Annotated in this window: 12 protein-coding genes and 1 pseudogene; 10 read left to right on the forward strand and 3 right to left on the reverse strand. The window is 71.5% G+C overall.

Going from position 1 to position 11,457, the window contains the following annotated elements; translation table 11 throughout:
* Positions 1-3: 3 nt before the first annotated feature.
* Positions 4-1,057, reverse strand: a pseudogene (locus ACFY4A_RS27600) (HSP90 family protein); the annotation flags it as partial.
* A gap of 240 nt (positions 1,058-1,297) precedes the next feature.
* Between ACFY4A_RS27600 and recG the strand changes: the two are divergent.
* The 8 genes from recG to mutM all read left to right on the forward strand — a co-directional run bounded on the left by recG (position 1,298) and on the right by mutM (position 8,796).
* A complete protein-coding gene (recG, locus tag ACFY4A_RS27605; RefSeq protein ID WP_390832039.1) occupies positions 1,298-3,571 on the forward strand; it encodes an ATP-dependent DNA helicase RecG in 2,274 nt (757 codons plus the stop codon).
* Between the two features lie 67 nt (positions 3,572-3,638).
* Complete coding sequence (gene rsmD, locus ACFY4A_RS27610) at positions 3,639-4,226, forward strand: 16S rRNA (guanine(966)-N(2))-methyltransferase RsmD (protein WP_390832040.1); 588 nt, start codon at positions 3,639-3,641, stop codon at positions 4,224-4,226.
* 26 nt (positions 4,227-4,252) lie between these two features.
* A complete protein-coding gene (gene coaD, locus ACFY4A_RS27615; protein WP_390832111.1) occupies positions 4,253-4,732 on the forward strand; it encodes a pantetheine-phosphate adenylyltransferase in 480 nt (159 codons plus the stop codon).
* A gap of 116 nt (positions 4,733-4,848) precedes the next feature.
* Positions 4,849-5,985 (forward strand): ATP synthase F0 subunit B, encoded by a 1,137-nt coding sequence (locus ACFY4A_RS27620; RefSeq protein ID WP_390832041.1) that lies wholly within the window; start codon positions 4,849-4,851, stop codon positions 5,983-5,985.
* 132 nt (positions 5,986-6,117) lie between these two features.
* Positions 6,118-6,771: a YceD family protein gene (locus ACFY4A_RS27625; protein WP_390832042.1), complete on the forward strand. Its 654-nt coding sequence runs from the start codon at positions 6,118-6,120 to the stop codon at positions 6,769-6,771.
* Positions 6,772-6,773: 2 nt separating this feature from the next.
* Positions 6,774-6,947 (forward strand): 50S ribosomal protein L32, encoded by a 174-nt coding sequence (gene rpmF / locus ACFY4A_RS27630; RefSeq protein ID WP_003951102.1) that lies wholly within the window; start codon positions 6,774-6,776, stop codon positions 6,945-6,947.
* Between the two features lie 7 nt (positions 6,948-6,954).
* Positions 6,955-7,788 (forward strand): ribonuclease III, encoded by an 834-nt coding sequence (gene rnc, locus ACFY4A_RS27635; protein WP_390832043.1) that lies wholly within the window; start codon positions 6,955-6,957, stop codon positions 7,786-7,788.
* A 147-nt stretch (positions 7,789-7,935) separates the two neighbouring features.
* A complete protein-coding gene (gene mutM, locus ACFY4A_RS27640; RefSeq protein WP_390832044.1) occupies positions 7,936-8,796 on the forward strand; it encodes a bifunctional DNA-formamidopyrimidine glycosylase/DNA-(apurinic or apyrimidinic site) lyase in 861 nt (286 codons plus the stop codon).
* Here mutM and ACFY4A_RS27645 read toward each other — a convergent pair.
* Entirely contained in the window at positions 8,769-9,158 is a 390-nt protein-coding gene (locus tag ACFY4A_RS27645; RefSeq protein ID WP_390832045.1) for a winged helix-turn-helix transcriptional regulator, read from the reverse strand. The genes mutM and ACFY4A_RS27645 overlap by 28 nt on opposite strands.
* Before the next feature lie 97 nt (positions 9,159-9,255).
* A complete protein-coding gene (locus tag ACFY4A_RS27650; RefSeq protein ID WP_390832046.1) occupies positions 9,256-10,401 on the reverse strand; it encodes a CAP domain-containing protein in 1,146 nt (381 codons plus the stop codon).
* 169 nt (positions 10,402-10,570) lie between these two features.
* Between ACFY4A_RS27650 and ACFY4A_RS27655 the strand changes: the two genes are divergently transcribed.
* Complete coding sequence (locus ACFY4A_RS27655) at positions 10,571-10,852, forward strand: acylphosphatase (protein ID WP_361416386.1); 282 nt, start codon at positions 10,571-10,573, stop codon at positions 10,850-10,852.
* A 382-nt stretch (positions 10,853-11,234) separates the two neighbouring features.
* Positions 11,235-11,438 (forward strand): hypothetical protein, encoded by a 204-nt coding sequence (locus ACFY4A_RS27660; RefSeq protein WP_009190853.1) that lies wholly within the window; start codon positions 11,235-11,237, stop codon positions 11,436-11,438.
* Positions 11,439-11,457 lie beyond the last annotated feature (19 nt).

Here is an 11,457-nt window from a genome sequence, read left to right on the forward strand (position 1 = left end):
GATCAGCCAGGTCCGGATCCGTTCCCCAGCGCCTCGCGCACGGCGGCCAGCGTCTCGTCCTCGTACAGCGACTCCCGCGAGGCGGTGGGCCGCAGACCGTCGGTGTCGAGCACGCAGCGCACGAAGAACGCCCAGTCGGGCAGCAGCTGTTCGGCCCGCTCGGTCAGCAGCATGCCCTTCAGGTGCACGCGGTGACCCGCCCGCTGCGCCGGGCTGACCGCCGACGGCAGCACGTACGCCACCTGCGGATCCCGGCCAGCGGCACGTCCAGGCCGATGGTGTCCATGCGCCGGGCTGACCGCCGACGGCAGCACGTACGCCACCTGCGGATCCCGGCCAGCGGCACGTCCAGGCCGATGGTGTCCAGCGGGGTGAACCCGAACACCGCGTGGCAGTACCGGCCCAGGGCCACCTGGCGGGCCGCGGCGGAGGGGTACGCCCGGTCAGGGCGTCGGCAGGTCGGTGACCGCCTCCTCGCCAGCCGGACGTCGTACGGCAGCAGCGACCCGAAGTCCCGTGCCAGCGCGAGCACACGCTGCTCGGTGAGCCATTCGCCCGCCCCCCGGGCCTGGAGATGCACGGTGGTGCCGGGTTCCGGGCGGGCGGGGTCCGGCAGGGTCCGCACGGTGTACGAGCCGTCGTCGCGCGCCGTCCACTCCACGGGAGGCGCGTCGGGGGTACGGGCGCTGCGGCTGACCACCCGGATCCGCTCGGCCAGCACGAAGCAGGCCAGCAGGCCGATGCCGAACTGGCCGAGGAAGTCCGAGCGCGCCTCCCGCAGGCCCTCGGCCCGCTTGGAGCCGCGGCCGGTGGTGGCCGGCAGCTCGTGCACGTCGGACTCGGTGAGGCCGACGCCGGTGTCCTCCATCCGCAGGGTGCCGCCGTCCGCGAACAGCCGTACGCGCGCCCCGCGCGCCGGGGCGCCGGGCTCCTCCGCGCGCCGGGCGGTGACGGCGTCCACGGCGTTCTGTAGCAGTTCGCGCCGGTAGACCTTGGGACTGGAGTACAGGTGGTGCGAGAGCAGGTCCACCAGACCCCGCAGATCGACCTGGAACATGTGGTCCGAGCGGGGCTGGGCGGATCACTGTGGTCAGTGGGATGCCCGTGCTGATTGTGGGGTCTGGAAGTCCATCGTCGCAGCGCCGATGGGGGGACTTCGCGTCGGCGCGGGGTAGGGCGGCACTTGTGAGGCGGCTGCCGCGGGGATGGCCGGAGCGCGTCGTCCTAGAGCCCGGACGGACCGGCTGACCAGGGATTTCCCGGGAGGTTTACGGCATTGTCGGTGCCGTGGTGTGCAATGGATCTCGTGCCCGCACTGCAAGAACCACTGAAACAGCCACTGAAGTCAGTGCTCGGCCCCGCCACCGCGAAGGTGATGGCCGAGCACCTCGGCCTGCACACCGTCGGCGACCTCCTGCACCACTACCCGCGCCGGTACGAGGAGCGCGGACAGCTCACCCACCTCGCCGACCTGCCCATGGACGAGCACGTCACAGTGGTCGCCCAGGTCGCCGACGCCCGCCTGCACACCTTCGCCTCCGCCCGAGCGCCCCGCGGCAAGGGCCAGCGCCTGGAGGTGACGATCACGGACGGCAGCGGCCGGCTCCAACTGGTCTTCTTCGGCAACGGCGTGCACAAGCCCCACAAGGAACTCCTCCCGGGCACGCGCGCGATGTTCGCGGGCAAGGTCTCGGTCTTCAACCGGCGGCTGCAACTGGCCCACCCGGCGTACGAGTTGCTGAAGGGGGAGGACGGAGAAGCGGTCGAGAGCTGGGCCGGCGCCCTCATCCCGCTGTACCCGGCCACCGCCAAGCTGGAGTCCTGGAAGATCGGCAAGGCGGTCCAGACCGTCCTGCCCAGTGCCCAGGAGGCGCTCGACCCGCTGCCCGAGTCGCTGCGCGCGGGCCGCGGCCTGGTCACCCTCCCCGAGGCCCTGCTCAAGATCCACCGCCCGCACAGCAAGGCGGACATCGCCGACGCCCGCGCCCGTCTGAAGTGGGACGAGGCGTTCGTCCTCCAGGTCGCGCTCGCCCGCCGCCGCCACGCGGACGCCCAACTTCCCGCCGTCGCCCGCGTTCCCGGCCCGGACGGTCTCCTCGCGGCCTTCGACGACCGCCTCCCCTTCACCCTCACCGAAGGCCAGCGGAAGGTCTCCCGCGAGATCTTCGCCGACCTGGCCACCGAGCACCCGATGCACCGACTGCTCCAGGGAGAGGTCGGCAGCGGCAAGACGCTCGTCGCCCTGCGCGCCATGCTCGCCGTCGTCGACGCGGGCGGACAGGCCGCGATGCTCGCGCCCACCGAAGTGCTGGCCCAGCAGCACCACCGGTCGGTCACCGAGATGATGGGGGAGCTCGCCGGTTGGGGACTGTGGCGCGAAGCGCCTCCGCGGAAGGGCGGTGGTGGGAGTCAGGAGGGAGGCATGCTGGGCGGCGCCGAACACGCCACCAAGGTGGTGCTGCTCACCGGATCCATGGGCGCCGCCGCCCGCCGGCAGGCCCTGCTCGACCTGGCCACCGGCGAGGCGGGCATCGTCATCGGCACGCACGCGCTGATCGAGGACAAGGTCCGGTTCCACGACCTGGGTCTGGTCGTGGTGGACGAGCAGCACCGGTTCGGCGTCGAGCAGCGCGACGCCCTGCGAGGCAAGGGCAAGCAACCCCCGCACCTGCTGGTCATGACCGCCACGCCCATTCCGCGGACGGTCGCGATGACGGTCTTCGGCGACCTGGAGACCTCCGTCCTCGACCAGCTCCCGGCGGGCCGCTCGCCCATCGCCAGCCATGTCGTGCCGGCCGCCGACAAACCGCACTTCCTCGCCCGGGCCTGGGAGCGGGTGCGCGAGGAGGTGGCGAAGGGCCACCAGGCGTACGTGGTCTGCCCGCGCATCGGGGACGAGGAGGACGACCCGAAGAAGGCCGCCGCGAAGAAGTCCCCCGAGGACGAGGCGGAGAAGCGCCCCCCGCTCGCCGTGCTGGACGTCGCCGACCAGCTCGCCAAGGGCCCCCTGCACGGCCTGAAGGTCGAGGTGCTGCACGGCCGTATGCAGCCCGACGACAAGGACGCGGTCATGCGCCGCTTCGCCGCCGGCGAGACCGACGTGCTGGTCGCCACCACGGTCATCGAGGTCGGTGTGAACGTGCCGAACGCCACGGTGATGGTGATCATGGACGCCGACCGCTTCGGCGTCTCCCAGCTGCACCAGCTGCGCGGCCGCGTCGGCCGCGGCTCCGCGCCCGGCCTGTGCCTGCTGGTCACCGAGATGCCGGAGGCGAGCGCCGCCCGGCAGCGGCTGAACGCGGTGGCCTCCACCCTCGACGGCTTCGAGCTCTCCCGCATCGACCTCGAACAGCGCCGCGAGGGCGACGTCCTCGGCCAGGCCCAGTCCGGCGCCCGCTCCAGCCTGCGGGTGCTCGCCGTCATCGACGACGAGGAGATCATCGCCGAGGCCCGTGAGGAGGCCGCCGCGGTGGTCGCCGCCGACCCGGACCTGGAGCACCTGCCCGGGCTGCGCACGGCCCTGGACGCGTTGCTGGACGAGGAGCGGGAGCAATACCTGGAGAAGGGCTGACAGACTGGGACCGGCCCGCACCCGAGCCGCCATCGACAAGGCCACCATCGACAAGCGAGGACCCGACATGACCCGCGTGATCGCCGGCCGGGCCGGCGGACGCCGTCTCGCCGTACCGCCGGGCAGCGGAACCCGCCCCACCTCGGACCGGGCGCGCGAAGGGCTGTTCTCCACCTGGCAGTCCCTCCTGGGCGGCCCGCTGGACGGCGAACGCGTCCTGGACCTGTACGCAGGCTCGGGCGCCGTCGGCCTGGAGGCGCTGTCCCGGGGCGCCGGACACACCCTGCTCGTGGAGGCCGACGCGCGAGCGGTCCGCACCGTCCGGGAGAACGTGAAGGCGCTCGGCCTCCCCGGCGCCGACGTACGGGCGGGCAAAGCGGAACAGATCGTCCACACACCGCCCCCGGCGGAGCCGTACGACATCGTCTTCCTGGACCCGCCGTACGCGGTCTCCGACGACGATCTTCGCGAGATTCTGCTCACACTCCGCACCCAGGGGTGGCTCGCGGAGGACGCCATCGTCACCGTGGAGCGCAGCACCAGGGGCGGGGAGTTCACATGGCCGCGAGGGTTCGCCGCGATCCGGGCCCGTCGCTACGGCGAAGGGACGTTTTGGTACGGTCGCGCCGCCTCTACGTGCGAAGACGCACGATGACCGGACCGGAGAGCGAGGGATCTCAAGTGCGCCGCGCCGTCTGCCCCGGGTCGTTCGACCCCATCACCAACGGACACCTGGACATCATCGCCCGCGCCTCCCGTCTCTACGACGAGGTCTACGTGGCGGTGATGATCAACCAGTCGAAGAAGGGCCTGTTCGAGATCGACGAGCGGATCGACCTCATCCGGCAGGTCACCGCCGAGTACGGCAACGTCCGCGTCGAGGCCTTCCACGGCCTCCTCGTCGACTTCTGCAAGCAGCGCGACATCCCGGCCATCGTCAAGGGCCTGCGCGCCGTCAGCGACTTCGACTACGAACTGCAGATGGCCCAGATGAACAACGGCCTCTCCGGCGTCGAGACGCTGTTCGTGCCCACCAACCCCACCTACAGCTTCCTGTCGTCCTCCCTGGTCAAGGAGGTCGCGGCCTGGGGTGGCGACGTCTCGCACCTGGTGCCTCCGCAGGTCCTCGAGGCCCTTACCCGGCGGCTGAAGAAGGACTGAGGCGGCTGACGACCCGTCACCCGGTGTCCGGCGATCACCTCATGGACGTACAGTCGTCCCGTCCGTCTCCGACACATCGGTAGTCCAACACACCTGTAGAGAGTGGCGAGCACACGGTGGACGTGCAGAAGAAGCTCGACGAGATCGTGGCCACGGTCTCCAGCGCCCGGTCCATGCCCATGTCGGCGTCATGCGTGATCAACCGCGCCGAACTGCTCGCGCTGCTCGACGAGGTGCGCCAGGCCCTGCCCGGTTCCCTCGCGCAGGCCCAGGAGCTGATCGGCGACCGCGACCAGATGGTGCAGGAGGCCCAGCGCGAGGCCGAGCGGATCATCGAGACGGCGCACGCCGAGCGCGGCTCGCTGATCTCCGGCACGGAGATCGCCCGCCGCTCCCAGGCCGAGGCCGACCGGATCCTCGGCGACGCCCGGCAGGAGGCCGAGGAGGTCCGCGCCGAGGCCGACGACTACGTCGACTCCAAGCTCGCCAACTTCGAGGTCGTCCTCACCAAGACCCTCGGCTCGGTCGGCCGCGGCCGCGAGAAGCTGCTCGGCACCGGCCCCGGCCTGGACGAGGACGGCTACGAGGACGAGGACGCCCCCGAGCGCAGCCACGACCCCGAGACCCTGCGCCGCAACGCCGACGCGTACGTCGACGCCAAGCTCGGCGCCTTCGAGGCGGTCCTCGCCAAGACCCTGGAGGCCGTCGGCCGCGGCCGCCAGAAGCTGCACGGCCGCATCGCCTCCGACGACCTCGGCGCCCTCGCCGACGACACCACCACCGTCCACCACTCCAGCGACGCCGACTACCTCGCCGACCTCGCGGCCCTGGCCGACGCCCCGGCCGCCCCGCCGGCCCCGGCGGCACCGCCCGCCGAGCGGCCCGCCCCGCCGCAGTACGAGCCGCAGCCGGCCTACGGCTACCAGCAGCCCGGCGGGACCGATCCGTACGGCGGCTACCAGCAGGGCTACGGCCGGCAGGACCAGTACGGCTACCAGCCGGCCGACCCGTATGCCCCCACCTCCGGCGCCTCCGGCTACGCTCCGGCAGGAGGTGCCGCCTTCCAGGCCTACGACGCACAGCAGCCGGCCGGCTACGACCCGAACCAGGTCCAGCAGGGGCAACAGGACCACCAGGACCACCACTCCTACGCACAGCCGCAGGCCCACGCCCTCGACGAGACCAGCCTCTTTGACACCAGCATGATCAGCGCCGAGCAGCTGCGCGCCTACGAACAGGGCCGCGGTCTGTAGGCCGGCCGCCGATTGGGCCGAGAGCGAAAGGTCAAGTATCCTGGCTCTTCGGTCGCGCATACGTCCGCGATCAGCGCTGCCCGGAACACCGCCGGGAGAGCGTCCCCCCGAGTTCGGAAACCGAAAGCAGGAATGGCTCAGAACGCCCGCCTCGACCACCGCAACCCTCTTGTGTTCGACACGCACGAGCTGGGGCGGCGGCCCGGCGCGCTGCAGCGCCTGACCCGCACGGTCCCCGCCCCCAAGGACCTCGGTCTCCAGGGCGTCGTCGGAGTGCCGGAAGGCGCCCCGGTGGAGCTCGAACTCCGACTCGAGTCGGTCATGGAAGGGGTGCTCGTCACAGGCACCGCCCGTGCACAGGCCGAGGGGGAGTGCGTAAGGTGTCTGGAGCCGCTCGAGCTCGAGCTCGACGCGGACTTCCAGGAGCTGTTCTCGTACCCTGACGCCGACGAGCGGGGCCGCGTGGCCGCGGAGCCCGACGCCGACGCCGAGGACGACGAGGACAGGCTCTTCCTCGAGGACGGACTCTTCGACCTCGAACCTCTGCTGCGGGATGCGGTGGTGCTCGCACTGCCGATGCAGCCGGTGTGCCAGGAAGACTGCCCTGGTCTGTGCTCCGAGTGCGGAGCGCGGCTCGCGGACGACCCGGACCACCATCACGACGCCGTCGACATCCGTTGGGCGGCTTTGCAGGGACTCGCCGACACCATGAAGGACGGCGAGAAGGACGAGATGAGCGGCGGCGCGCCTCGATCAGCACGCGCCGACGAGAAGCAGGAGAAGTAGCCGTGGCTGTTCCGAAGCGGAAGATGTCGCGCAGCAACACGCGCCACCGCCGGTCGCAGTGGAAGGCTGCGGTCCCCACCCTGGTTGCGTGCGAGCGCTGCCACGAGCCCAAGCAGCAGCACATCGCGTGCCCGTCGTGCGGCACCTACAACAAGCGCCAGGTCCTCGAGGTCTGAGCGGCTGGTGAGAGGCACTGTGTCCACTGCCAAGAAGGCGGAAGGCGCCGAAGCGGGCAATCACCGCCGACGCGGAGGTGCTCCGTCGGACAACACGGCCTCGTCCCACACGCTTCTGGAAGGGCGGCTCGGCTACAAGCTCGAGTCCGCCCTTCTGGTGCGCGCGCTGACCCACCGTTCCTACGCGTACGAGAACGGCGGTCTGCCGACGAACGAGCGTCTGGAGTTCCTCGGTGACTCCGTCCTCGGTCTGGTCGTCACGGACACGCTGTACCGCACCCACCCCGACCTGCCCGAGGGCCAGCTGGCCAAGCTGCGGGCCGCGGTGGTCAACTCGCGTGCGCTGGCGGAGGTCGGCCGTGGCCTCGACCTGGGCGCCTTCATCCGGCTCGGCCGTGGTGAAGAGGGCACGGGCGGCCGGGACAAGGCGTCCATCCTCGCCGACACCCTGGAAGCGGTGATCGGCGCGGTCTACCTCGACCAGGGCCTCGACGCGGCGTCCGAACTGGTGCACCGCCTGTTCGACCCGCTGATCGAGAAGTCCTCCAACCTCGGAGCCGGCCTGGACTGGAAGACCAGCCTCCAGGAGCTCACCGCGACCGAGGGGCTCGGCGTTCCCGAGTACCTCGTCACGGAGACCGGCCCCGATCATGAGAAGACCTTCACTGCTGCCGCCCGCGTCGGAGGCGTCTCGTACGGCACCGGCACCGGCCGCAGCAAGAAGGAGGCGGAGCAGCAGGCCGCGGAGTCCGCGTGGCGGGCCATCCGGGCCGCGGCGGACGAGCGCGCCAAGGCGGTGGGTTCCGCCGACGGCGCCGGTGACGCGCCGGCCTCCGCCTGAGAACCGAGGAACCGAGCGCGGCTGCCCGGCGGTCCTCCGCCCGGCAGGCCGCGCGCAGCAGAACGCGACCGAGCGCCCGTCCCCGCCCCGGGGCGGGCGCTCGGCCCGTGACGGCCGCAGCGGCCGCGATGTGGGAACGGGGGAGTCATGCCCGAGCTGCCCGAGGTAGAGGTCGTACGGCGCGGACTGGAACGATGGGTCGCGGACCGGAGCGTCGCCGGCGTCGAGGTGCTGCACCCGCGTGCCGTACGCCGCCACCCGGCCGGCGCGGAGGACTTCGCGCATCGTGTCCAGGGCCACCGGCTCGGCCTGCCCTGCCGCCGCGGCAAGTACCTGTGGCTGCCCTTCCAGGACAGTGGCCAGGCGGTCCTGGCCCACCTCGGCATGAGCGGCCAGCTGCTGGTCCAGCCGCTGAGCGCGGCCACCGAGAAGCACCTGCGCATCCGCGTCCGCTTCGCCGACGCGCTGGACACCGAGCTCCGCTTCGTCGACCAGCGCACCTTCGGCGGCCTGTCGCTGCACGACACCACCCCCGACGGGCTGCCCGACGTCATCGCGCACATCGCCCGCGACCCCCTCGACCCGATGTTCGACGACGAGGCCTTCCACCAGGCCCTGCGCCGCAAGCGGACCACCATCAAGCGGGCCCTGCTCGACCAGTCCCTGATCAGCGGCGTCGGCAACATCTACGCGGACGAGGCTCTGTGGCGCTCCCGTGTCCACTACGAACGCCCCACCGCGACCTTCACCCACCCGCGCACGGCCGAACTCCTCACCCACATCCGGGAGGTGATGAACGAGGCCCTCGCCGTCGGCGGCACCAGCTTCGACAGCCTCTACGTCAACGTCAACGGGGAGTCCGGCTACTTCGACCGCTCCCTGGACGCCTACGGCCGCGAGGGCCTGCCCTGCCGCCGCTGCGCCACCCCGCTGCGCCGCCGCCCGTGGATGAACCGCTCCAGCTACTACTGCCCGAAGTGTCAGCGAGCCCCGCGCGTGGCGTCGTAACGCTCGCGTGCCGCCAGGACATCGTCCATGCGCCCCTCCACGCAGTGGATGAGGGCCAGCAGGCGTTCGGCGACCTCGCGGCCCAGCGCCGTGAGCTCGTAGTCCACCCGGGGCGGGTTGGTCGGCTGGGCCTCGCGATGCACCAGGCCGTCCCGCTCCAGCGCCTGGAGGGTCTGGGACAGCATCTTCTCGCTCACGCCGTCGACTCGGCGACGCAGCTCGTTGAAGCGGAGCGAGCCCTCGTACAGGGCGCCCAGCGCGAGCCCGCCCCAGCGCCCAGTGACATGCTCCAGCGTCCCGCGCGAAGGGCAGGCCCTGGCGAACACGCTGTACGGGAGGTCCTGGGGCTGCGGGGTGCTCATGACGCAAGCGTACTCGCGCACATCGCTGACCATCAGGTGGCGCTAACTGCGAGTGAGTGCCACCTGGCGATCCTCCCGACAGGTCGTGCCAGTCCCGCTAGTACCCGAAGTCCTGCGTCCACCACGGACCGCCGGAGCCGAAGTGCACACCGACACCCAGCGTCTTGAAGTCGCAGTTCAGTATGTTGGCGCGGTGGCCGGGGCTGTTCATCCAGGCGTCCGTCACCGCCGCCGCGTCGGCCTGCCCGCGCGCTATGTTCTCGCCGCCGAGGCTGGTGATGCCGAGCTTCGCCGCCCGGTCCCACGGCGAGGCGCCACTGGGGTCGGTGTGGTCGAAGAAGTTCTCGTCGGCCATGGCCTCGCTGAAGTCCTCGGCGAGGCCGGCGAGCGCGCGGCTCGGCGTCAGCGCGCTGCACCCCACCTTCACCCGCTCCTCGTTGACGAGCCTGAGCACCTCGGCCTCGACGGCGGCCTGCGCGGCGACGGCGGGCGGGGCCTGGGTTTTCGCCGGCGCCTTGGTGGCGGCCTTGGCCGGCGCGGTCTCCGGCCTCGCCGGCGCCGTGGTCGGCTTCGTCCCCGGCCCCTTCGTGTGCGTGGCGGACGACGCCGGGTCCGCGTCCGGCGCGGAGGCCGGGGCCGACTCGGGGGCGGACCGTTCCGGTGACGCGGGCCGGTCCGCGCCGCGGCTCGTCGTGGAGCCGCCGACCGGAGCGCCCGGGTCGGCGCTGCCGGAGGTGCCGCCCTGCGGGCTCTCGCCGTTCGTCGGCGAGCCCGCGGCCTGCACCGTGCCGGCGCGGCCGCCGTTCGGGCCGCCCAGCTTGTAGTTCTCAAGGCCGGGCACCATGCCGGTGGCGACCGCGACGGTGCCGAGGGCGATCGCGGCGGAGACCCCGAGCAGCCCCGTGCGGACCGGGGTCGCGGCCTTCCTCTTCCGGCGGTGCCCCCGCTCCCGCGGTCCGTCCGACGGGCTGAAGCCCTCGGCCGGGAAGACCACGGTGGTCCTGGCGTGGGCGGCGCCGTCGTCCGTGTCGAAGAGGTATTCCTGGGTCCTGGTGTAGGCGTCGGCGTACAGATCCGGGTTCAGGTAGGGCGCGATGCCCAGGCGGCCGTCGCCGTCCTTCGGGTGGCTGTCCCACGGATCGCGGTCCTGCTCGTACGAGCCGTACGAGCCGTGCGTCCGACTGTCCCCCGTGGCGCGGCCCGTGGCGGCGCGGCCGGCGTCCGAGCGTCGGTGGCGTCCCATGTGCTGGCCTTCCTCGTCTCTCCCCGTCGGCGCGCGCCCTGAGCCGACGCGGTCAATCCAACTCACTCGATCGAGTGAGTTTCAGATGAGATTCATTGGACCGGGACGGTACCGCATGGCGTGAGAGGCGGAGGTGCCCCGAGAGACATTGGCCGGTTAGGTTGCACCCATGAGCGAGGATGTTCGACTGGTCGCCTGGGTCCGCGGACGTGTCCAGGGAGTGGGTTTCCGCTGGTTCACCCGGGCCAGGGCGCTGGAGATCGGGGGCCTGAGCGGTTTCGCCCTCAATCTGGGGGACGGGCGCGTGCAAGTGGTCGCCGAGGGCGCGCGCGAGGGCTGCCAGAAGCTCCTGGACTGGTTGCAGGGGGGCGACACGCCCGGACGTGTGGACGGTGTCACCGAGATCTGGGACACACCTCGCGGCGGGTACGACGGCTTCGCGATCCGCTGACCGTGTGGCGCGGTGCGGGCCCGGGCGGTGGGGGCGGGAACTGCCACCGGCATCTGCCAGAAGGGAAAAGGAGCAGGTGGTTGTCAAGAAACGCGCGGCATGGCAGGCTCCGCACAGCAGGATGATCCGCACGCCCCGAGGGGCCCGCAGGAGTCGCAGCGCCACCTGGTTTCCGGTCGCGCGCCCCCGGGACGCCCATGGATACGGGGCGTGATCGTGTTGACCGTCAAACTTTTTGGTGAGACGCTAAAAGCCCGCGCACCTCAGCTGTTTGGCATGGATGAACGGCATCAGAACTCAGGCAGTGCCAAGCACCACGGGTGCGAATCCCTCACGACCCACACCGCTTCGGTCGGTCACTCAGTGTGGAGGACCATCCATCATGGCAAAGGCGCTTCTCGGTTACGTCGGCGGCTCCGACCCTCGACTCCTCGCCGAGATGCGACGGCTCCAGCAGCGCGTCCAGGACCTGGAATCCGAGCTTGTGCGGATCCAGGCGGAGAACGACGCCCTGACGGCTGCCGCTTCTCACGACAGGATCATGGAGCGCGTCGACGCACACCAGGCGGAGCCTGCGCTCACCTGATCACTGCATCGCACAACGA

The sequence above is a fragment of the Streptomyces sp. NPDC001292 genome (assembly GCF_042896465.1).
Classification (GTDB): domain Bacteria; phylum Actinomycetota; class Actinomycetes; order Streptomycetales; family Streptomycetaceae; genus Streptomyces.

Bases quoted from the DNA above. Each gene is read 5' to 3' on its own strand.
- ACFY4A_RS27660 (WP_009190853.1), top strand. From the start codon at position 11,235: ATGGCAAAGGCGCTTCTCGGTTACGTCGGCGGCTCCGACCCTCGACTC.
- ACFY4A_RS27645 (WP_390832045.1), bottom strand. From the start codon at position 9,158: ATGAGCACCCCGCAGCCCCAGGACCTCCCGTACAGCGTGTTCGCCAGG.
- mutM (WP_390832044.1), top strand. From the start codon at position 7,936: ATGCCCGAGCTGCCCGAGGTAGAGGTCGTACGGCGCGGACTGGAACGA.
- recG (WP_390832039.1), top strand. From the start codon at position 1,298: ATGGATCTCGTGCCCGCACTGCAAGAACCACTGAAACAGCCACTGAAG.
- ACFY4A_RS27625 (WP_390832042.1), top strand. From the start codon at position 6,118: ATGGCTCAGAACGCCCGCCTCGACCACCGCAACCCTCTTGTGTTCGAC.
- ACFY4A_RS27650 (WP_390832046.1), bottom strand. From the start codon at position 10,401: ATGGGACGCCACCGACGCTCGGACGCCGGCCGCGCCGCCACGGGCCGC.
- rsmD (WP_390832040.1), top strand. From the start codon at position 3,639: ATGACCCGCGTGATCGCCGGCCGGGCCGGCGGACGCCGTCTCGCCGTA.
- ACFY4A_RS27655 (WP_361416386.1), top strand. From the start codon at position 10,571: ATGAGCGAGGATGTTCGACTGGTCGCCTGGGTCCGCGGACGTGTCCAG.